The 19,900-nt window shown below is 65.3% G+C and carries 17 protein-coding genes and 2 tRNA genes; 12 read left to right on the forward strand and 7 right to left on the reverse strand.

Going from position 1 to position 19,900, the window contains the following annotated elements:
- Nucleotides 1-201 precede the first annotated feature (201 nt).
- Nucleotides 202-1,329: a glycosyltransferase family 2 protein gene (locus I6F12_RS20110; protein WP_225124781.1), complete on the forward strand. Its 1,128-nt coding sequence runs from the start codon at nucleotides 202-204 to the stop codon at nucleotides 1,327-1,329.
- Between the two features lie 6 nt (nucleotides 1,330-1,335).
- Nucleotides 1,336-2,838, forward strand: coding sequence for a glycosyltransferase family 39 protein (locus tag I6F12_RS20115; RefSeq protein WP_225124782.1), 1,503 nt, complete (start codon nucleotides 1,336-1,338; stop codon nucleotides 2,836-2,838).
- Nucleotides 2,839-2,842: 4 nt separating this feature from the next.
- Here I6F12_RS20115 and I6F12_RS20120 read toward each other — a convergent pair whose 3' ends face one another.
- Both I6F12_RS20120 and I6F12_RS20125 read right to left on the reverse strand, forming a co-directional pair.
- Nucleotides 2,843-4,732: an adenylate/guanylate cyclase domain-containing protein gene (locus I6F12_RS20120; RefSeq protein ID WP_225124783.1), complete on the reverse strand. Its 1,890-nt coding sequence runs from the start codon at nucleotides 4,730-4,732 to the stop codon at nucleotides 2,843-2,845.
- A 56-nt stretch (nucleotides 4,733-4,788) separates the two neighbouring features.
- Nucleotides 4,789-5,313: a FecR domain-containing protein gene (locus I6F12_RS20125; RefSeq protein WP_036043640.1), complete on the reverse strand. Its 525-nt coding sequence runs from the start codon at nucleotides 5,311-5,313 to the stop codon at nucleotides 4,789-4,791.
- 658 nt (nucleotides 5,314-5,971) lie between these two features.
- On the opposite strand from I6F12_RS20125, the gene I6F12_RS20130 reads away from it, so the two are divergent.
- On the forward strand, nucleotides 5,972-7,051 hold the full coding sequence (locus tag I6F12_RS20130; RefSeq protein ID WP_225124784.1) for a tlde1 domain-containing protein: 1,080 nt from the start codon (nucleotides 5,972-5,974) through the stop codon (nucleotides 7,049-7,051).
- Between the two features lie 7 nt (nucleotides 7,052-7,058).
- On the opposite strand, the gene I6F12_RS20135 is transcribed toward I6F12_RS20130, so the two are convergent.
- The gene (locus tag I6F12_RS20135) at nucleotides 7,059-7,688 is read right to left on the reverse strand and encodes a glutathione binding-like protein (RefSeq protein WP_225114395.1); all 630 of its coding nucleotides are present in this window, start codon (nucleotides 7,686-7,688) and stop codon (nucleotides 7,059-7,061) included.
- A gap of 13 nt (nucleotides 7,689-7,701) precedes the next feature.
- Nucleotides 7,702-8,295 (reverse strand): cysteine hydrolase family protein, encoded by a 594-nt coding sequence (locus I6F12_RS20140; protein ID WP_036012801.1) that lies wholly within the window; start codon nucleotides 8,293-8,295, stop codon nucleotides 7,702-7,704.
- 128 nt (nucleotides 8,296-8,423) lie between these two features.
- Here I6F12_RS20140 and I6F12_RS20145 point away from each other — a divergent pair, with 128 nt between their 5' ends.
- The 6 genes from I6F12_RS20145 (at nucleotide 8,424) to I6F12_RS20170 (ending at nucleotide 12,363) form a co-directional block, all read left to right on the forward strand.
- Nucleotides 8,424-9,263, forward strand: a complete 840-nt coding sequence (locus I6F12_RS20145; RefSeq protein ID WP_225124785.1) for a LysR family transcriptional regulator — start codon at nucleotides 8,424-8,426, stop codon at nucleotides 9,261-9,263.
- Nucleotides 9,264-9,459: 196 nt separating this feature from the next.
- Nucleotides 9,460-9,529, forward strand: a tRNA-Phe gene (locus tag I6F12_RS20150).
- A 4-nt stretch (nucleotides 9,530-9,533) separates the two neighbouring features.
- Nucleotides 9,534-9,599: transfer RNA gene (locus I6F12_RS20155), tRNA-Lys, on the forward strand.
- Nucleotides 9,600-9,937: 338 nt separating this feature from the next.
- Nucleotides 9,938-11,101, forward strand: coding sequence for a slipin family protein (locus tag I6F12_RS20160; protein ID WP_225157079.1), 1,164 nt, complete (start codon nucleotides 9,938-9,940; stop codon nucleotides 11,099-11,101).
- A 161-nt stretch (nucleotides 11,102-11,262) separates the two neighbouring features.
- Complete coding sequence (lepB, locus tag I6F12_RS20165; RefSeq protein ID WP_225124788.1) at nucleotides 11,263-12,006, forward strand: signal peptidase I; 744 nt, start codon at nucleotides 11,263-11,265, stop codon at nucleotides 12,004-12,006.
- A gap of 69 nt (nucleotides 12,007-12,075) precedes the next feature.
- Complete coding sequence (locus tag I6F12_RS20170; protein ID WP_225157080.1) at nucleotides 12,076-12,363, forward strand: GIY-YIG nuclease family protein; 288 nt, start codon at nucleotides 12,076-12,078, stop codon at nucleotides 12,361-12,363.
- A 331-nt stretch (nucleotides 12,364-12,694) separates the two neighbouring features.
- On the opposite strand, the gene groL is transcribed toward I6F12_RS20170, so the two are convergent.
- Both groL and I6F12_RS20180 read right to left on the reverse strand, forming a co-directional pair.
- Nucleotides 12,695-14,335: a chaperonin GroEL gene (groL, locus tag I6F12_RS20175; protein ID WP_057029537.1), complete on the reverse strand. Its 1,641-nt coding sequence runs from the start codon at nucleotides 14,333-14,335 to the stop codon at nucleotides 12,695-12,697.
- A 48-nt stretch (nucleotides 14,336-14,383) separates the two neighbouring features.
- On the reverse strand, nucleotides 14,384-14,698 hold the full coding sequence (locus tag I6F12_RS20180; protein ID WP_025037205.1) for a co-chaperone GroES: 315 nt from the start codon (nucleotides 14,696-14,698) through the stop codon (nucleotides 14,384-14,386).
- 379 nt (nucleotides 14,699-15,077) lie between these two features.
- Between I6F12_RS20180 and I6F12_RS20185 the strand changes: the two genes are divergently transcribed.
- Nucleotides 15,078-15,365 carry an usg protein gene (locus I6F12_RS20185; RefSeq protein ID WP_036015394.1) on the forward strand — a complete coding sequence of 96 codons (288 nt, stop codon included), beginning with the start codon at nucleotides 15,078-15,080 and terminating at the stop codon, nucleotides 15,363-15,365.
- Between the two features lie 134 nt (nucleotides 15,366-15,499).
- On the opposite strand, the gene I6F12_RS20190 is transcribed toward I6F12_RS20185, so the two are convergent.
- Nucleotides 15,500-17,629, reverse strand: coding sequence for a tetratricopeptide repeat protein (locus tag I6F12_RS20190; RefSeq protein ID WP_225157081.1), 2,130 nt, complete (start codon nucleotides 17,627-17,629; stop codon nucleotides 15,500-15,502).
- Between the two features lie 290 nt (nucleotides 17,630-17,919).
- Between I6F12_RS20190 and I6F12_RS20195 the strand changes: the two genes are divergently transcribed.
- A complete protein-coding gene (locus I6F12_RS20195; RefSeq protein ID WP_036029806.1) occupies nucleotides 17,920-18,447 on the forward strand; it encodes a cupin domain-containing protein in 528 nt (175 codons plus the stop codon).
- Between the two features lie 151 nt (nucleotides 18,448-18,598).
- A complete protein-coding gene (locus I6F12_RS20200; protein ID WP_225157082.1) occupies nucleotides 18,599-19,798 on the forward strand; it encodes a rhomboid family intramembrane serine protease in 1,200 nt (399 codons plus the stop codon).
- Nucleotides 19,799-19,900: the final 102 nt, after the last annotated feature.

A 19,900-nucleotide genomic window follows, 5' to 3' on the forward strand; every position in this document is an offset into this window, starting at 1 on the left:
TGCCATTCCCATCTAGCTTCTAACGGCGACGTTGAGCGTAAAGACCTCCGTCGCTGGAACGACCTTGGAATAGCTTAAGGCTTGCGCCGGATGTACGCGCGGCCCGCCGTTCCGGGGTCGTTGGCATTTTAGGCCCCTTTTCGGCCCTTCCCCAGACCCCCGGCTTGGCAGCGCAGGATGCGGCGGATATACGCTGCCGTCATGAACGAAGCGATCAGACCGGGCATCGACAACCAAGCCCACGAGGGGCCGGAACTGTCGGTCATCGTCCCAACTTTCAACGAGCGCGACAACGTCACCGTGCTGTACCGGCGCCTCGAGGCGACGCTCGCCAACGTCGTCTGGGAAGTCGTGTTCGTCGATGACAATTCGCCCGACGGCACCTGGGATGTCGTGCGCGAGTTGGCCCAGCGCGACAGCCGGGTGCGCTGCGTCCGCCGCATCGGCCGCCGCGGCCTGTCGGGCGCCTGCATCGAGGGCATCCTTGCCTCCAGCGCGCCCTATGTGGCCGTGATCGATGCCGACCTCCAGCACGACGAGACGCAGTTGCCCAAGATGCTGCTCTTGCTCGCGAGCGATCAGGCCGACCTCGTCGTCGGCAGCCGCTACATCGAGGGCTACAAGAGCGAAGGCTTCAACAGGCAGCGCGCCGGCGCCAGCGCGCTCGCGACCGAGGTCGCCAAGAAGATGCTGCGGGTCGAGATTGCCGATCCCATGAGCGGCTTCTTCATGATCCGCCGCGACCGCTTCGAGCAGCTCGCGCCAAAACTCTCCGTGCACGGCTTCAAGATCCTGCTCGACATCGTCGCGACCGCGCATGGCAGCTTGCGGGCGGTCGAGATTCCCTACACCTTCGGCGCCCGCCAGCACGGCGAGAGCAAGCTCGATTCCATGGTCGCGCTCGACTTCCTCGGCCTCGTCTTCGCCAAGCTGACCAACGACATCGTCTCGCTGCGCTTCATCCTGTTTGCGATGGTCGGCGGCATCGGCCTCGTGGTGCACCTGACCACGCTGTTCATCGCGCTTCGCCTGTTCAACGTGCCGTTCCCGGAGGCGCAGGCCGCCGGCGCCATCGTCGCCATGACCAGCAACTTCATCCTCAACAACTTCCTCACCTATCGCGACCAGCGGCTGAAGGGCTTTGCGCTGCTGCGCGGCCTGATCGCCTTCTACATCGTGTGCAGCGTCGGCCTGCTCGCCAATGTCGGCGTCGCCTTCTCGGTCTACGACCAGGAGCCGATCTGGTGGCTGGCCGGCCTGGCCGGCGCGTTGATGGGCGTGGTGTGGAACTACGCGATGTCCGGACTGTTCGTCTGGCGCAAGAAATAGCGCGTGATGGGCGGGGCCGACGCGCGGATCGTCCGCAACACCGCGCTGCTGATTTTTGCACTCGTCGCGTTCCGGCTGGTCGCGGCCGCGTTCACGCCGATCACGTTCGACGAAGCCTATTACTGGATGTGGTCGAAGAGCCTCGCCGGGGGCTATTACGACCACCCGCCCATGGTCGCCTATGTGATCCGCGCCGGCACCATGATCGCGGGCGATACCGAGCTCGGCGTCCGCCTCGTCTCGATTCTGCTCGCGCTGCCGATGAGCTATGCGGTCTATCGCTCCGCCGCAATTCTGTTCGGCGGGGTGCGTGTGGCCGCGACCAGCGCCATCCTGCTCAACGTGACGCTGCTGGCTTCCGTCGGCACGCTGATCGTCACGCCCGATGCGCCGCTGCTGGTCGCCTCCAGCTTCGTGCTGTTCTTTCTCGCCAAGGTGCTGGAGACCGGACGCGGCGCCTGGTGGCTCGCGGTCGGCGCCGCCGTCGGCGCGGCGCTATTGTCGAAATACACCGCGATGTTCTTTGGCGCCGCGATCCTGATCTGGCTCGCTTGCGTGCCGAAGCTGCGGCGCTGGTTCCTCTCGCCCTGGCCCTATCTCGGCGGCCTCGTGGCGCTGGCACTGTTCTCGCCGGTGATCCTCTGGAACGCCGACCATCAATGGGTCTCGTTCGCAAAGCAGCTCGGCCGCGCCAGGATCGAGGACTTCCGCCCCGTCTTCATCGCCGAGCTGATCCCGACCCAGATCGCGTTCGCAACCCCGCTGGTCTTCATCCTCGGCGCCATGGGCCTGCATGCGCTGACCTGGCAGCGCGTCGGCGCGCTGCCCTCGCGCGTGCTGATCGAGACGATGTTCTGGACCATCGTCGTCTATTTCGTCTGGCATTCGCTGCATGCGCGCGTCGAGGCCAACTGGTTCGCGCCGGTGTATCCGCCGTTCGTCATAGCCGCGGCCGCCGCGGCCAATCTTGCGCAATGGAAGCCGCGTCAGCGGCGCCTCGTCGACGTTTGCCTGCGCTGGGCCGCGCCTGTGGGCATCGTCATGTTTGCCGCCTTGATCGTGCAGGCCAATACCGGCTGGTTGTCCGGATATCGCCGCGATGCCACCGTGCGCAGTGTCGGTGTCGGCTGGCGCGAGCTCGCGGCCGGAATCGAAGCGGTGCGCGCGCGCAGTGGCGCCACCTGCGTGCTGGCGCAGGATTACGGCACCACGAGCTGGCTCGCATTCTATCTGCCGCGCGGCACCTGCGTCGCGCAGCAAAGCCAGCGCATCCGCTGGGTCAACATGGCCGAACCCGATCCCAAGCTGCTCGCAGGCAAGCTGCTCTATGTCGACGAGCTGCGCGCCGACGGTCATCCTGCCCTCAATGCTCTCTTTGCAAAGGTGACGCAGGTGGCGCAATTGCAGCGCAAGCGCGGGCCGCTCGTGGTCGAGACCTACGGCATCGACCTGCTGGAAGGCGCCAAGGGCGAGGTGCTGGACCGCTCGCCGCCGCCGGAAGCGCGGTAGCGCCTTAATCAATCATCTCGGCCTTGTCAGCATCCTGCCCCGGCCCATCGCGATCGCGCCAGAACCAGACGGTCACGACGCCGGAACGGCCGCGGACCCGGGCGAGCAGGGGGCCGGACAGAACACCGTCGGGCGCGCCCTGGAAGTCGGCCGCATCCAGCAGCGTGTCGCTCAGCGCAAGGCGCGCATCGTTCTGGGCGGCAATCTCCATCAGCCGGCTTGCGACGTTGACGGTGTCGCCCGTCGCCGTGATGTGCTGATGGCTTTCGCCGAGTCGCGAGGCGACGATCGGGCCGCAATGCGCGCCGATCTTGTAGCCGAGCTGACCCGCGATCGCCGGCGGAAGCGAGGCGATCCAGCGTGCGAGGCCGCGATGCAGATCGACCGCGCATTTCAGCGCGCGCGCCGAATCGTCGGGCATGGCGCGCGGCAGCCCGAACAGGATCATGGCGCCGTCGCCGAGAAAGCCCGTGATCATGCCGCCGCAATCGATCGCGATCCGGTCGATCAGCGCATGAAACGCCTTCAGAATATCCGTGAGCTCGTCCGGATCGATCCGCTCGCTCAAACCGGTGAAACCGGAGAGATCGACGAACACCACGGCTGCATCCTGCCGCACCGGCTTCGACAGGAAGTTCGGATCTCGCGAGAGCCAATCCCGCAGCGCCGGAGCCTGGAATTGCGCAAGCGACCTGCTCTTAGCGGCGAAATATTGCGTGCGGCGGCCTCCGGCCCACAGCTGCACGCCGGCAAAGACCGCAACCGGCGGCACGGCGGCGGCGAGCGTGGTCGCGGCGTTCAGCCAGACGCCGTGCGTGAACGCGAACAGGTTGAGCCCGGCCCAGGCGATCATCACCGCGGCCGCCGCCATGGTGCCGAGTGCGATGCGCCGCCAGGCGAGCAGGCCGACCAGCAGCACCGGCAGCAGGATCGCCGTGAGCGCGTCGGCAATGCGGACGCGGTGGTCACGCAGGATGGCGTCGCCGGCGACGAGATGCGTGATTGCGGTCGAGACCACCTCGACGCCGGGCATCAGGGAATCGAACGGCGTCGGATAGAAGTCGCCGCCGCCGGCGACGGAGGCGCCGATCACGACGATCCGGTTCTCGATGGCCGCGCGATCGAGCGTGCCGTCGAAGATGCTCTGTGCGCTGACGGTACGGATGGTGCGGCGCGGGCCGTAATAGGTGATCGGCAATGCCAGATTGCTGTCGGTCGGCACCACGCGATCGCCGAGCATGAGATGGCCCGGCGCGACGGTCAGCGGCTCGTCGAGCGCGCGCGCCGCAACGCGCAACGGAAACGACAGCTCGACCTTGTCGCGGGTCCGGAACAGCATCGGCACCGAGAGCGGCGAGCCCGATTGCCCGGTCGCGACGTTGACGATGCCGACCTCGGCGTGATCGGCGAATGCGGGCAATGGCTGCAGGAAGCGCTCGGCCTCCGGCAGCACGGCCAGCGGACCTTCGCTGCTGGGTGACACGGTTTCGCTGGCCGAGGGGAAGATCGCGGCGGCGGCGAGCACCATGCGGCCGGTGGCCAATGTGTTGGCCAGCGTCGCATCGCCGATCGCGGCGCTGCGGTCGACCAGCAGCAGGTCGATCGCCACGACCTTCGGCTTAAACTGCACGATGGTATCGACCACGCGGGCAAGATCGGCGCGCGGCAGTGGATAGGTGCCGCCGCGCTTCACCACCGTGTCGTCGATCGCAACGATGGTGACGAAATCCGGCGGACGCCGCACGCCGCGCGCCTGCGTCCGCCAATCCGTCAACGTGGCTTCGAGGCGGTCCAGGAAGCGCAGATGGCCGTGGGCGTGCGTGGCATAGATGCCCGCGCCCCACAGCGCGGTGAGGACGAGTGCCACCAGGATCTGAACGCGTCGGCTGCGCATGCGGTCTTGCAATCGTATAATCCAAATCTCATGGGCCGGGCCTTGCCGGCCCCGGCTCATTGCCCGAGTCTGGCCATGAGCGCGTCGACGCGCGGCTGGCCCCAGGTCTTGACCGTCAACGGGCCGGTTGGCTCGACATCGACGCCTTCCCCGGGTCCAAGCACGACGCCGCGTCCACGAGCCCTGCGGCTCACGCCGACCCGGCCGTCTGCGACGAACACGGAAGTCTTGGTGTCGGCGACATCGACCGCCCATTTCGTGCCGCGTACTGCGGCAATCGCTTGCGGCGTCAGCACCTTGAAGGGATTGCCGCGCGGCTTCTTGGGCACCTCGATCAGCAGCGCTTTGCTGCTCAACTCCACGGAGTCTATATGTCCGTCGCGGTTGGCGTCCTTAAGTTCAAATCTGGCGCCGTTTTCCGCAACGATGGTGATGCCGTTGTCGCAGCGCCAGGTCTGCGTCCCGGCAGCCGACGGCGATGCCGTGCAGCCCGCATTCGCCGCAGGCTGCGCAGTCGCAGATCCGATCAACAGAAACGACCCCGCCAGGGCGAAAAACCCCGCGCGCGCAATCCCTCTCATGCCAGCCTCCGTTTGCGTGCTCGGCACAGCTCAGGGCAGGATGATACGGTACCGTATCACGCGCAGAGGCTGCTGAAAAGTGCCGAGGTGGGAGCTATTTTCTCGCACCCGCGATGTCCAGAACCGAGGCGATCAACTTTCAATCACGGCGCCGTGCCGCGGTGCCCGGCGCGTCATGAGCATGCACCGTTGTCGCGCGGCCGACGAGGCCCAATCCGACGCGTCGCCCACCAGCCTCGCGCAACGCTGGCGCGTTACGTTCGGGGGCAGTGGAGGGCCACGAAAATGACGTTCTCAAGTGCGTCATGGATGTGGCCGCAGACGTCCGCAGAGCCTGCTGAACCGGCCGAGAATTATAGTTAACAGACCCGACTAAGTCCGTAGTTCTGCGGGCGTTTTTCTCAAAACGGGACAGCGTTAACGAGTCGCCGCAGATCCGCCCGAACTTAATCCGCATTTAACTAAAAGTCGCCTTAATGACGCTCCGACCCTCTGCGAGATGCTGTTCCCGGATCGTGACCAGCGGCACTTCGAAGGGGGACAGAGTGACACCGTCCTGGACGCAAGGCGAATGAGTACGAGTATCGCTGCGCAGAGTAACGCGGCACGGAAGTCCAAGAATTTCTCGAAGAATAATTCGCGGAAATCTTCCCGGAAAATGATCACGATCAATTGGCTTGGCGCCGCGGCGATCGGCTGCGCCGTGGTGGGCGCCGGCTGGACCATCCACAGCAACATCTTCGGCGCGAGCGTCTATCCGACCGTCGGCAGCAGCGGCTACGACGAGCCGGTGATCAAGCGCGCGCCCAAGGTGGCGCTGCGCGAGGCCGGCGAGGCCATCAAGGAAACCTTCGCGCTGCTGCCCGACCGCCTCCAGGTCGCAGCTCCGATCTCGCGCGAGATGTTCAACGAGCGCTTTGCCGCGGCCGCAACGCAGGGCGTGCCGTCGAATGCCACAAGCGCCGCACCCCCGGCGCAGGTCGTTGCGGTGGCCAAAGACGCCCCGAAGCAGGGCGTGATCGCGAAGGTCGCGGAGGCGCTGAAGCCGGCGGCCAAGGGCGCCGACAACGCCGCGGACAAGACCAAGCGCGCGCCGGCTGCCCAGCTGCAACTCGCCTCGGCCGACCCGGCCGAGATCGTGCCGGCGCCTGAAGCCAAGCAAAAATCCTTTGCCGATCGCGCCAAGGCCGCGGTGATGTCGATCACCGCTCCGCGCCAGGCGATGGTGGAAAAGCTGTGGGGCAAGCGCGAAGCGTCCGGCGGGCTGCTCGCCTACGCCTCGGCCGATGCCAGCATCACTGCGTCCATCGCCCCGAAGGAGCAGAACCCGATGTTCGGCGGCGCTCCGCCTTATGAGCGGGACACCGCGGTCTACGACATCACGGCCAAGATGGTGTATCTGCCCGACGGCACCAGGCTCGAGGCGCATTCCGGCCTTGGCGCCAATCGCGACGATCCGGACTCCCGCCGCCTGCGCATGCGCGGCGTGACGCCGCCGCACATCTACACGCTGAAGCCGCGCGAGGCGCTGTTCCACGGCGTGCCGGCGCTGCGCCTCACCCCGATCGGCGGCGAGAGCGCGATCTATGGCCGCGACGGCCTGCTCGCCCACACCTTCATGCTCGGGCCGGGCGGCGATTCCAACGGCTGCGTGTCGTTCAAGGACTATTACGCGTTCCTCGACGCCTACCGCAACAAGGGCATCCGCAAGCTCGCGGTGCTGGCGCGGGTGCAGTGAGGCGAGCTCAGGCCGCAACGGTCTTGCGCAGCGCCATCTCGGTCGCGATCGCGCGCCGGACCGCGGGGCGGGCCTGCATGCGTTCGAGATAGGCCGCGAGCGGTGGCCATTGCGCGATGTCGATCCCTGCCGGACGGAGCAGAAGCAAGGTCCAGGTGAGATGGGCATCGGCCACGGTGAAGGCGTCGCCGACGAGGAATTCGCGGCCCGCCAGATGCGCTGCCGGCACCGACAATGTCTGCATGATCCTCGCGCGCGGCTTGGCCAGCGAGCCGTCGTCCTTGTACCAGAAGGTTGGAAACAGGAACGCCTTGTGGATCTCGGCGCCGACGAAGCTCAGCCATTCCTGCAGGCGATAACGATCGATGTCGCCGGGCCGCGGCGCAAGGCGTGCCTCCGGCTTCACATCGGCGATGTATTGCAGCACCGCTGCGCTTTCCGTCAGCCGCTCGCCGTTCTCCAGCACCAGGACCGGCACCGCGCCCTTCGGTGACACCTCACGGAAGTCGCGGCCGTCGTCCACGAGCCGCTTGGTCCAGATATGGGCGAGGTGATACTGCGCCTCGATTCCGGCCTCCAGCAACGCGATGTGGCTCGAGAGCGAGCAGGCCATCGGAAAGAAGTAGAGCTGCAGCATCGGGAAGGTCTCCTCAGGTCAGCACGTCGCTCTGCGCGATGATCGCGAAGCGGTCGGACAATTCGGCCAGAGCGACCTCGTGAACGATTCTCGCCGGCAGCGTGCCGCCGCGCCCATCGGGAAGATCGCGGGTGGCGCAGGCGTCGGCCGCGATCGTCGTGCGCAGGCCGAGATCGAGCGCGGCGCGCGCGGTCGAAGACACGCACATATGCGTCATGAACCCTGCGAGCACGATGTTCTTGCGTCCGGTCGCGGCCAGCCGGGCCTGCAGGTCGGTGCCGGCGAAGGCATTCGGCAGCGCCTTCTCGATCACGGGCTCGGTCGCGAGTGGCGTCAGGCGTTCGACGATCGCGCCGCGCGCCGCCTCGCGGTCGAACAGGCCGCCGGCGCGGCCCTTGTGCGCGACGTGGAAGATCGCAGCTCCGCTCTCCCGTGCGCGCGCGAGCAGGCGCGCAGCCGCGGCGATCGCCGCTTGCGCCTCGGGCAGGGCGATGGGGCCGGCGCAATATTCGTTCTGGATGTCGATCAGAACGAGGCATGTCTCGTTGAGCTTGGGCGGATCGAGATCGGCGCCGGCGAGTTCGAGCAGCGTCTTTGGAGCGGTCATGCCGTCAGGCTTTCGTGAATTCGGATGCTTCGACACTAGCGCAGCAGCAGCCTGCCATTGTGCAGGACTATTGCAGCTGATGGCTGCGAATTTGCAGGTAGCGTGCGGCGCCTGCTAGGCTCGCCCCGATGAATTGGGACGATCTGCGCATCATCGCCGCGGTCAGGGACGAGGGCACCTATGCCGGCGCCAGCGCGCGGCTGCGCATCGACGAGACCACCGTCGGCCGCAGGCTTGCGCGCATCCAGCGCGATCTCGGCGTGAAGCTGTTCGATGCGGTGGACGGCGTGCGGCGGCCGACGCGCCAGTGCGAGGCGGTGCTCGCGCATGTCGGTGCGATGGCCGCGCATGCGGCGGCGATCGACCGCATCAAGGAGGGCCAGGCCGGCCCGGTCGGGCGGCTGCGCATCGCCTCGACAAATGCGGTCGCCGAGGAGCTGCTGGCGCCGCATGCGAGCAGCTTCCTGCGCGATCATCCGGGGCTGACGCTGCAATTCCTCACCGCGAGCGGCAACGTCAAGTTCTCGCGCTGGCAGGCCGATCTCGCCATCCGCCTGCGCAAGCCGGAGAAGGGGGACTTCACCATCTCCAAGCTCGGCGACGTCAGGCTGTACTTCTTCGAGCCCGCGGACCGCGGCGGCCGCGAGCCCGTTGCGTGCGTCTATCCGGACGAGCTCGACGCGATCCCGGAAGCGCAGTTCTTACGTGCGAAGCGGCTGACCAACATGCGCTGCATCACCGACAATATCCGCATCATCCGCACCATGATCCAGTCGCATCTGGCCATCGGCGTGCTGCCCGAGCACAGCTGCGCACCCCTGCTCGCCGACCGCAGCCTGCGCGCCACCCTGCTGCCGAAGCGCCGCGACGTCTGGCTGCTCGTGCAGAACCACCTCAAGCGCGATCCCGCGACACGCGTGACGATCGCGTGGGTGAGGGCGTGCTTCCAGGACAGTGCGCGCAAATGATGCCGCATATCGCCGCGATCATCGCGCCACGCTGCGCACGCTGCGACGAAAAAACTTCACCCGCCCCCTTGCAACCCGAACGTGCCTGGTCTATTAGCGCCGTCCTTCGCTAGGCCATGGGTTCGGGCTCGCTGAGATCCCGACTGGCGCGGGCCGGGTCTTGCCGGTTTCGTGTTCCGCCGAATGAAGGAGAAACGCAGGACGTAGCTCATGGAGAGCGTCGGGTTGAACACCCGAAGGCATCGGTTCGATTCCGGTCTCTTGCACAAAGGATAGCTCAGTTTGGTAGAGCAGATGACTTTTACTCATCGGGTCGCGGGTTCGAATCCCGCTCCAGCGCTCCGTCTCAGCGTGAAACGCTGATACCTCTGACGAGGACCGGACGCGCGCTTCAGTCGCGGTCCGGCCGTTTTGCCGCAAGGCTTTCCGTCCGAACCTAGACACTGTGAGACCGGCTTTGCGCCGCGGGTAGATACCGCTTGCGCTGATGCCGGGTGGCTCCGCACGGCCGCGCGACACGTCTCGCGCGATCGCGCGCGTGCGCCCGTCGTCATGCAAGCTCAAGCCCCGGCCCGCCGATTTCGCGGGAAGCGTCGTCCGCGTCCTCACGTCCTTTGCAGGTGTAACCCGCTATCCGGCCGCGCTCGGCCGGAGGCAACTGAAGGAGGCGTGCCATGACTTTGAACAAGACTTGGCATTTGCTGATGCTGAACGTGACGGTGAAGGATGGCGAGCGTGCGTTGCTGACGCGCAACGGGCAGCTCGTGCGCGTGCTCGCGCCCGGCAAGCATCGCCTGTTCGATCCCCTGCACGAGCTGAAGGTCGAGGTGCTCGACGTGGTCCGCAGCGAATTTCCTGCGGAGCGCTACGCAGTGCTGAAGGCCGCGCGGCCTGACCTTGCCGCCGAGCTGTTCGAGGCGGTCGAGACCAAGGCGGACGAGATCGCCATCGTCAGCCTCGACGGCCGGCCCGTGCATCTGATGACGCCTTGGCAGGTGCGCGTCTACTGGAAGGTCGCAACGCGCATCGATGTCGAGCGCATCGATGTGTCCAGCGACGTCAGGGTCGACGCGCGGCACCTCACCATGATCGAGCGCAGCCGCTCGACCGTCATGAGCGAGTCTGTGGTCGAGAACCACGAAGCGGGCCTGCTCTATGTCGAGGGCCGGCTCGTGGAGCGGCTCGCGCCCGGCCGGCACGCCTTCTGGACCGTCGGCCGCAAGATCGAGGTGAAGCGCCTCGATCTGCGGCCCCAGGCGGTCGAGATCACCGCGCAGGAGATGCTGACCAAGGATCGCATCGCGCTGCGGGTGACGCTGACGGCGTTCCGCCGCATCGTCGATCCCGAGCGCACGGTGGCGACCGTGCCCGACGTGGATGCGTGGCTGTACCGCCTGGTGCAGTTCGCGATCCGCGAGGCGGTGGCGGGCCGGACGCTGGACGAGGTGCTGTCTGCGAAGGCGGCGCTGGATGCGGAGCTGCGCGACTATGTGCGTGCACGCGTCGCGGTATCAGGCGTGGAGGTGACCGAGCTCGGCGTCAAGGACGTGATCCTGCCCGGCGAGATCCGGGAGCTGGTGAACAAGGTGGTGGAGGCGGAGCGGGTCGCGAAGGCGAACCTGATCCGCCGGCAGGAGGAGACCGCGGCGACGCGTTCGCTCCTGAACACTGCCCGCCTGATGGAGGAGAACCCCCTGCTGCTTCGGCTCAAGGAGCTGGAGTCGCTGGAGCGGCTGGTCGAGAAGGTCGGCCGCATCGACCTCCATGCCGGTGAAGGCCAGGGCCTCGATGCCCTCCTGACCCGGCTCGTGCGTCTGAAGGCGCACGAGAGTGCATGAACCGAAGGGCCGCCCACGGGCGGCCCTTCACATCGGCGTTGCTGCCGTCTGCGATGAACGCGATCGGCGCGAGGCGCGACCAAATTTGAGCTCGTCGGGGATTGAGCGCGCTCGCAGGTTGCGTCATCTTGGGGCCGCAACGTCTTGATCAGGGAAGGCCCATGACCGTTCTTCAGGAATCGATCCGCCCCGCGGCACGATCCAGCGACTGGAAGGCGATCGTCGTCCTGATCCTCATGATCCCGGTGCTGTGGTCGCCGGTGATCCTGTTTCGCTTCGTCCTGTATCAGCCGTTCAACATTCCGTCCGGTTCGATGACACCGGCGCTGATGGTCGGCGACTACGTCTTCGCCGCGAAATACGCTTACGGGTATGGCCGCTATTCCCTCCCATTCGCGTCGTCCTGGATCTCGGGCCGCATCCTCGCCGCCGATCCCGAATACGGGGATATCGTGGTATTCCGGACGGCGAAGGACAGTTCTGCCGACTACGTCAAACGCGTCGTCGGCCTGCCCGGAGACCGCATCCAGATGCGGCAGGGCCGGCTCATCCTCAACGGCCGCCCGGTGACCCGCGTCGCCCTGGAGGCGACATTTGCCGGCGACGCCTGCGGTGTCGACGACCGCGCCGCCGTCAAGCGCTGGCGCGAGACGCTGCCGAGCGGCGCGTCCTATGTGACCTACGACTGCCTCGACAACGGCTATCTCGACAACACAGACGTCTTCACCGTGCCGCCGGGCCACATCTTCGTGCTCGGCGACAACCGCGACAATTCCACCGACAGCCGCATGTCGACATTCGGCTTCGTCCCGATGGACAATCTCATCGGCAAGGTGACGCGGATCTTCTGGTCGCTCGACGAAGACGGCGAGCCGCGCTTCGAGCGGCTCGGGAAGGTGGAGTGAGGCTTGCTCCGTCATTCCGGGGCGGCGCGCAGCGCCGAGCCCGGAATCCATAATCACAGGCGGACGGGAATGGCCTACTATGTCTACATCCTTGCGAGCAAGAAACACGGCACGCTCTACATCGGCGTGACCAACGACCTGGTGCGCCGCGTGTATCAGCACAGAACGAAGACCGTCCCCGGCGTCACGAGCAAGTACGGCGTCGACAAGCTCGTCTTGTTCGAAATCTACGACGATGCCGTGAGCGCCATCGCCCGCGAGAAGGAGCTCAAGAAATGGCGGCGCGACTGGAAGACGCGTCTCATCGAGGAGCAGAACCCGAACTGGGATGATCTCTATTCGGGGATCGCCAAATGAGGTTCATTCTGCACTCCTTGTCATTCCGGGGCGGCGCGCAGCGCCGAGCCCGGAATCCATAACCACAGCCAGATGGAATGGCCCGCTATGCCTGTCGCCCGTAAGAAGGGGTGCAAGAAGTGGCAGTGGGACTGGAGGACTCAGTAGTCGAGGATCGGAATTTGGACTGCGCTGATCTCCATTCCGGGATAACCAACTGAATTTCGTGGTTATGGATTCCGGGCTCGCGCCCAAGAGGGGCGCGCCCCGGAATGACGTGCTCCCCAAAAAAACAAAAACCCCGGCATCGCTGCCGGGGTTTCGCATTTCGTCGTTTGCCTGAGAGGCTGGATCAGAAGTCCATGCCGCCCATGCCGCCGCCCGGAGGCATCGCGGGGCCGGCGCCGCCCTTCTTGGGCAGCTCGGCGACCATGGCTTCCGTGGTGATCAGGAGCGCAGCCACGGAGGCAGCGTTCTGGATCGCGGTACGGACCACCTTGGTCGGGTCGATGATGCCCTTCTTGACGAGGTCGGCATATTCGCCGGTCTGGGAGTCGAAGCCGTAATTGTAGGCCTTGTTCTCCAGGATCTTGCCGACGATCACCGAGCCGTCTTCACCGGCGTTGATCGCGATCTGGCGAGCGGGGGCCGACAGCGCCTTGCGCACGATCTCGACGCCGGTCTTCTGGTCGTCGTTCTTGGTGCGCAGACCCTTGAGCTGCTCGGAGGCACGGAGCAGGGCGACGCCGCCGCCCGGGACGATGCCTTCTTCCACGGCCGCGCGGGTCGCATGCATCGCGTCATCAACGCGATCCTTGCGCTCCTTCACCTCGACCTCGGTCGCGCCGCCGACGCGGATCACCGCGACGCCGCCCGCGAGCTTGGCGAGACGCTCCTGGAGCTTCTCACGGTCGTAGTCCGAGGTGGTCTCCTCGATCTGCGCCTTGATCTGGGCCACGCGCGCCTCGATGTCGGCCTTCTTGCCGGCGCCGTTGACGATCGTGGTGTTCTCCTTGTCGATCATCACCTTCTTGGCGCGACCGAGCATGTTGAGCGTGACGTTCTCGAGCTTGATGCCGAGATCTTCCGAGATCGCCTGGCCGCCGGTCAGGATCGCGATGTCCTGCAGCATGGCCTTGCGGCGATCGCCGAAGCCCGGAGCCTTGACGGCCGCGACCTTGAGGCCGCCGCGCAGGCGGTTCACGACGAGGGTCGCAAGCGCTTCGCCTTCGACGTCCTCGGCGACGATGACCAGCGGCTTGCCGGTCTGCACCACGGCCTCGAGCAGTGGCAGCAGCTCGTTCAGCGAGGAGAGCTTCTTCTCGTTGATGAGGATGTAGGCGTCGTCCATCTCAACGCGCATCTTGTCGGCGTTGGTGACGAAGTAGGGCGAGATGTAGCCGCGGTCGAACTGCATGCCCTCGACCACGTCGAGCTCGGTCTCGAGCGACTTGGCTTCCTCGACGGTGATGACGCCCTCGTTGCCGACCTTCTTCATGGCGTCGGCGAGGAACTTGCCGATTTCGGCATCGCCGTTGGCCGAGATGGTGCCGACCTGGGCGATCTCGTCGTTCGAGGTGACCTTCTTCGAGTTCTTCTCGAGGTCGGCCACGACGGCTTCGACCGCGAGGTCGATGCCGCGCTTGAGGTCCATCGGGTTCATGCCGGCGGCGACCGACTTGGCGCCTTCCTTCACGATCGCCTGGGCGAGCACGGTGGCGGTGGTGGTGCCGTCGCCGGCCGCGTCAGCGGACTTGGAGGCGACTTCGCGCACCATCTGCGCGCCCATGTTCTCGAACTTGTCGTCGAGCTCGATCTCCTTGGCGACGGTGACGCCGTCCTTGGTGATGCGGGGAGCGCCGAACGACTTGTCGAGCACAACGTTGCGGCCCTTCGGACCGAGCGTGACCTTCACCGCATTGGCGAGAACGTCGACGCCGCGCAGCATCTTGTCGCGCGCTTCAACCGAGAATTTGACTTCTTTGGCTGCCATCTGGAGTTTTCCTTAGGTGAGTTTGACTGGAGGGGAGGAGAGGGGCTCTTAAGCCGCCTTCTTCTTGGACTCGCTGACTTCGAGAACGCCCATCACGTCGCTCTCCTTCATGATCAGCAGGTCCTGGCCGTCGATCTTGACCTCGGTGCCGGACCACTTGCCGAACAGCACGCGGTCGCCGACCTTCAGGTCGATCGGGATCAGCTTGCCAGCTTCGTCGCGGCCACCGGGACCAACGGCGACGACTTCGCCCTGGGAGGGCTTTTCCTTGGCAGTGTCGGGAATGATGATGCCGCCAGCGGTCTTCTCTTCTGCGTCGATGCGCTTGACCACGACGCGGTCGTGAAGCGGACGGAATTTCATGCAGTCCTCCTAAGCAATTGCACGTGTTGAGGATTTGGAGATTGTTAGCAGTCGTTGCCCGTGAGTGCTAGCACGGGCGAGCCTGAAATAGGACAGGAATTTTGCGGGAGCAAGGGTTTGTAGCAGAAAAATTAGCAGCCGAAAGCGCGGACTGCCAGAAACCCCTCGCCATCGTTAACCGGGCAGCCGTGACCGTATTAGCACGGAGTCGTCTCTGCTGCTAAAGCATTGAATTTCAACAGCTTGTTAAACTTTTGGGCTTGAGATGAGTTGTCAGTTTGCGTCACATTTCTCGTCTGTGAGCGCATCGTTTCCGGGTGGCTCCCCGGGGCACGGACCAAGCCACTCGCCGAATGCGCTCCTGCAAAGGAGGTTTGGCATGGGACTGCGCGTTGGGGGCGTTTCCGAGGAATTCCGGAAACAGATGCTGGGCTACGGGCTGACGACGGCACAAATTCTCTATCGGATGCCGGATCATCCCTCGCTGCTCCAGACCTATGTCTGGCAGAACTACGACATGTTTCCGAAATTCCCCGCGCTCACCGATTTCCTGGCGTTCTGGCAGGAGAAGCTCGACGGTCCCCTCCATTCGGTGACGGTGGCGCATTCCAAGCTGATCAAGCCGGCCGAGCTCCGCGCCGTTGACGGCGTGTTCCGCCTGCATTGAGGCCGCGTAGGGTGGATTAGCCTGCGGCGGCGCGACGCGCTGCCGCTGGCGTAATCCACCTCGTTTCTCTCCGCGTGCCGAAACAGAAACGGTGGATTACGCCTTCGGCTAATCCACCCTACGAGATCACGCAATCAGACGCCGCCGCTGCAATAACGCGTCCACATCGCGCGATAGGCCGCGTCCACCGCGCGTGCATATGAGACGGGGTTGCCCGCGGCCGCGGCGTTGATCGTTGCGGGCAACTCGCGGCGCAACTTGTCGAGCTCGCCGATCTCGGCCGCGCGGCTGGCCGCGATCTCGACATAGGCCTCCTCGCTGTCGGCGACCCAGTCCGGCAGGCCAAGTGCGGTGAGGATGGCGCCGGCAGCGCGGCCGGGCAGGCTGTTGCCGAGCTTCGCCACCACGGGCACGCCCATCTGCAGGGCTTCCCATGTGCTGACGCCGCCGTTCTGCGGAAACGGATCGAGGGCAATATCGATGCGATTGAACGATGCCAGATGCTCGTCCCGCAACGTGGCCCCGAGCAGATCGACGCGTTCGGCCGGCAATCGGCAAGCCGCAAATCGCGCCAGCAGCTCGTCGCGGACCAGCTGGTCGTCGAGAGCCACGTCCTTGATCAACAGTCGCGAGCCCGGCACCCGCTCGAGGATCCTGGACCAGACTGCCGCCGCCTCGTCCGAGATCTTGCTGATGCGGTTGAAGACACCGAACGTGACGAAGCCGTTCGAGAGTGCCGGCGTCTTGCCCTGCGCAATCCCGGCCGGCAGCGGCGCCAGCGTCACGAAGCACGGCAGGTCGACCACCGTCTCTGCAAACAGATGCCGAACGTCGTGCGGAATCCCGACCGGATCCGAGAACAGATAGTCGATCGTCGGCAGCCCGGTGCCGGTGCCGTGGCCCCAGCCGTGCGCCTGGATCGGCGCCGGCTTGCGCGCAAATACGCCGAGGCGATTTCCTTTTGTATGGCCGGACAGATCGATCAGGATATCGATGCGATCGTCGCGAATCTGGGCGGCGAGGCGATCGTCGCTCCATTGCGAGGCGTCACGCCAGCGATCGGCGATGCCTTGAAATTCGCGTGTCGTCGCGTCCTCCTTCGCCGAGCACGAGTAGCACACGATCTCGAACTGGGCGCGGTCATGGTGTTGCAGGACGGGCTTGAAGATGAACGCAGCCGAATGCGCGTTGAAGTCCGACGAGACGTAGCCAAGCACCAGGCGGCGATCCGGATCGCGGCCGTTGTCATGCGGTGCCGCCGCTTCTGAAGCGATTCTCGCGCCGATCCGCTCCCACCATACGCGTCGCGCCTGCTGATGCCGCTCGACGCTGGCGTCCGGCACAAAATCGAGCGTGAAGATCTTGCTCGAGATCGCGCTCTCGAGATCGGGCCTGATATCGAGGGCTCTGTCGAAACTGGCGAGGGCTTCGTCGACCCGGCCTAGTCCGGCAAGACAAAGGCCCAGCACCAGATGAGCCTGATCGGAATCGGGCGCGATCGCGAGCGCCTTCTCGCAATCGGATAGTGCCTGGGCCACCTGCCGGGTCTGAAGCAAGACATTGGCGCGCCAAAGCCATCCGTTCACGTCGTCAGGGGCGAGGGCGATTGCCCGGTTGCAATCCGCCATGGCCTCGTCGAATCGCTGCAGCTCCCGGAGTGCCACGGCGCGGTTCGCCAGCGCCGCCGCATAGTCGGGCTTGATCGCGAGCGCGCGGTTCAGGCTTGCAAGAGCCTTGTCGTAGTTGCGCAGACGGCAGAGCGTGGAGCCGCGGCCGTTGTGGGCTTCGGCGAGGTTTGCGTCGACGGCGAGCGCCCGATCGTAGCTGTCGAGCGCTTCCTGGTAGCGATCCAGGGCCGCGCTCGCGTTCCCGAGATTGGAGAGAGCGAGGGCGTAGTTGGGCCGCAAGGCGAGCGCCTTGCGATAGCTCTCGCGGGCATCATTGTGACGTTTCAGCCCGTTCAGCGCGACGCCCAGGCTCATATGGGCTTCGGCCGATCGCGGATCGACGACAACCGCCCGGCTCAGCAGGCTCTCGGCCTGCTGATAATTCCCGGCATCGGACTCCAACGCGCCGAGCATATGCAGCGCGATGAATTGATTGGGCGCGATCTGCAGGAGCTGGCGATAGGCAGCCTTGGCCTCGAGCAGGCGGCCCTTCTTGTGCAATTCGAGCGCTTGCCCGAGCAAGGGCAGCACGTCGGCCTTTTGCCGCTTCTGAAGCCGGGCATTTTGAAATGCACGCTGACCGACATTGCTGCCCATGAATCAATTCCCCGGATGTCCCGGGCGAGACTAGTTCAGCGCGAGAACGAAGACGAGACGACCCCCGCCCGCCACGCCAGCTTGGGGCAAGCTACGAAGCGATGCGGTGATCGCGTGATTGGCCTCAGCCTCTTACCCTCCAGGGGAGGGTCCTGGAGGGGGAGGGTGACAGCGCGGATGCGGCACTACTCAACACGACCAGGTCTGCGATTGCTGCCTCGCCCACGACTGGATAAGCTGACCTTCAAGCCATACCGCGCGACGGCGGCTCAGAAACAGGGAGGCAGACAATGGCCAAGCAAAAGGCATCGAGGCCCGCATTGAAGACCGCGGTGAAGAAGCGGAGTGGCGCCAAGGCGGCGGCGCGATCCTCGGCACGCAAGGCCGTGAAGGCGAAGGCGCGCACTGCCGCTGCGAAAAAGCCCGCACGTCCGAAGCAGCGCATCGCCGTCAGCCATCACCGCGAGGAAGACTTCAAGGCCGACGGCCTGCGCGCCTACGCGAAGTATCGCGATCTCGGCATCGGCGAGGCGACCCATGGCCTCGCGCAGGCGCATGTGATCCGCCTGCAAGGTCCCTGCAACCCGGCCGAGGTGTCCAAGCTCCACTATCACGACGTCGAATTCCAGATGGTCTACGTGCTCAAGGGCTGGGTGAAGACCTATATGGACGGGCAGGGCGAGACCTTGATGCAGCAAGGCAGCGCTTGGACCCAGCCGCCGAAGATCAGACACATGATCCTGGACTATTCGGACGACGTGGAGCTGCTGGAGGTGATCCTCCCCGCTGAGTTCAAGACGGTGGAGCTGAAGGCGTAAGCGCAACTCTCGATCGCTAAAATGCGGTCGATCCGAGAAACCGGGCGGTCAGCAATCGGGATGATTTCGGCCGCCCCGCAAGCCTGGTGCTAACCAGTCGAAAATACCTCTCGCGTCAACTCAAGGCTGTGTCAACGCGGGAAATGCTTTCATGGCGACCAACACTTTTGGCCGACGCGGCACCGTAGCGCCAGCTCCAAGAGCATCGTTTCAAGCCGCCGCCGCGCCGGTCGCCATAGAGAAGCCCTCGTCCAGCGAGGAGACGCTTTTTGCCGACAACAAGCTTCTGGCCGACATCCCCTTCCTCACCATCGGCCTGATCTTCGGTCTGCTCCTGATCTTCGTTCTGCAGCGTAGTCTCGCCATCGACATCGCGCGGGACGGCGACATTGATGTGCGCTCGCTGATCGCTCAGGGGGCGTCCGGCTACGATCTCGTCGTCGGGAGGGGAGAGTGGTGGCGAATCGGCCTTGCGCCGCTTCTGCATGGCAGCGGGTGGCACCTCGTGAGCAACTGCGTGGCGCTGTTCATCGTCGGCGTCAGGCTGGAGTCGCTGATCGGCCGCGGCTGGTTTGCTTTGATCTTCGTTGCCAGTGCATTGGCCGGAGAGGCCGGCTCGCTGCTGGGCAACGGTCCCGGCACGGTCGGCGTCGGTGCGTCCGGCGCCATCACCGGGCTGATCGCCGCGCTGTTCGTGGCGAGCTTCGATCCCGAAGCGGACGCCGATCAGACCATATCGAGGCTGAAGACGTCGCTGTTCTTCGGTGTTCCCGCACTGCTGCCAATGGCCTTTGGCGCTTCCGGCAACGTCAACTATTACGCCCACGCAGGCGGTGCGGTGGCCGGCGCCGCGCTCGCCGTCACGCCGTGGCTCGCCTTCTGGTCCTATGACAGCCTGCCGCGGAGCGCGAGCATGACCTTGCTGGCAGGATCCATCGGATCTCTCATCTGCGCCGGCTTCGCCGCCGCGCATTATTCGGCCTACATGGCCGATGCCGCGCACTATATCCGCGCCTCTGAAGTGCCGATGAAGGGCGACGAGATGGCCAGCCGGTCGCTCGATCTCGTTAGCCGCTACCCGAAAGACGCGCGGGCTCACGTCTACCGTGCTGTCTTCTTCCTGGAACAAGCGGATATCAATGCCGCCGAGAGGGAAGCGCAAACCGCCATGTCGCTCGCAGCTTCGGACGTGGCGGGTGGGCCGGTGCGCTCCGGGGCGCAGGGCTTGATGGCGGTGTTGCTGTGGGTGCAGGGGCGAACCAGCGAGGCAAACGCCATGGCGGCCGAGCCTTGCCGCGCCAAGATGCCTGAGGTGCGTCGCATCCTGCAGAAGTCGAAATTGTGCGGTTGAGGCAAAGATTCTCGCCGCCGTCATTGCGAGGAGCTCTTGCGACGAAGCAATCCAGACTGTCTCCGCGGACGCATGTCTGGATTGCTTCGCTTCGCTCGCAAT

The organism is Bradyrhizobium sp. IC4059 (assembly GCF_020193615.1).
GTDB classification, from domain to species: domain Bacteria; phylum Pseudomonadota; class Alphaproteobacteria; order Rhizobiales; family Xanthobacteraceae; genus Bradyrhizobium; species Bradyrhizobium yuanmingense.

Excerpts from the sequence above, each read along its gene's own strand:
- I6F12_RS20110 (WP_225124781.1), top strand. The coding sequence starts at position 202 with ATGAACGAAGCGATCAGACCGGGCATCGACAACCAAGCCCACGAGGGG.
- I6F12_RS20115 (WP_225124782.1), top strand. The coding sequence starts at position 1,336 with ATGGGCGGGGCCGACGCGCGGATCGTCCGCAACACCGCGCTGCTGATT.
- I6F12_RS20120 (WP_225124783.1), bottom strand. The coding sequence starts at position 4,732 with ATGCGCAGCCGACGCGTTCAGATCCTGGTGGCACTCGTCCTCACCGCG.
- I6F12_RS20125 (WP_036043640.1), bottom strand. The coding sequence starts at position 5,313 with ATGAGAGGGATTGCGCGCGCGGGGTTTTTCGCCCTGGCGGGGTCGTTT.
- I6F12_RS20130 (WP_225124784.1), top strand. The coding sequence starts at position 5,972 with ATGATCACGATCAATTGGCTTGGCGCCGCGGCGATCGGCTGCGCCGTG.
- I6F12_RS20135 (WP_225114395.1), bottom strand. The coding sequence starts at position 7,688 with ATGCTGCAGCTCTACTTCTTTCCGATGGCCTGCTCGCTCTCGAGCCAC.
- I6F12_RS20140 (WP_036012801.1), bottom strand. The coding sequence starts at position 8,295 with ATGACCGCTCCAAAGACGCTGCTCGAACTCGCCGGCGCCGATCTCGAT.
- I6F12_RS20145 (WP_225124785.1), top strand. The coding sequence starts at position 8,424 with ATGAATTGGGACGATCTGCGCATCATCGCCGCGGTCAGGGACGAGGGC.
- I6F12_RS20160 (WP_225157079.1), top strand. The coding sequence starts at position 9,938 with ATGACTTTGAACAAGACTTGGCATTTGCTGATGCTGAACGTGACGGTG.
- lepB (WP_225124788.1), top strand. The coding sequence starts at position 11,263 with ATGACCGTTCTTCAGGAATCGATCCGCCCCGCGGCACGATCCAGCGAC.
- I6F12_RS20170 (WP_225157080.1), top strand. The coding sequence starts at position 12,076 with ATGGCCTACTATGTCTACATCCTTGCGAGCAAGAAACACGGCACGCTC.
- groL (WP_057029537.1), bottom strand. The coding sequence starts at position 14,335 with ATGGCAGCCAAAGAAGTCAAATTCTCGGTTGAAGCGCGCGACAAGATG.
- I6F12_RS20180 (WP_025037205.1), bottom strand. The coding sequence starts at position 14,698 with ATGAAATTCCGTCCGCTTCACGACCGCGTCGTGGTCAAGCGCATCGAC.
- I6F12_RS20185 (WP_036015394.1), top strand. The coding sequence starts at position 15,078 with ATGGGACTGCGCGTTGGGGGCGTTTCCGAGGAATTCCGGAAACAGATG.
- I6F12_RS20190 (WP_225157081.1), bottom strand. The coding sequence starts at position 17,629 with ATGGGCAGCAATGTCGGTCAGCGTGCATTTCAAAATGCCCGGCTTCAG.
- I6F12_RS20195 (WP_036029806.1), top strand. The coding sequence starts at position 17,920 with ATGGCCAAGCAAAAGGCATCGAGGCCCGCATTGAAGACCGCGGTGAAG.
- I6F12_RS20200 (WP_225157082.1), top strand. The coding sequence starts at position 18,599 with ATGGCGACCAACACTTTTGGCCGACGCGGCACCGTAGCGCCAGCTCCA.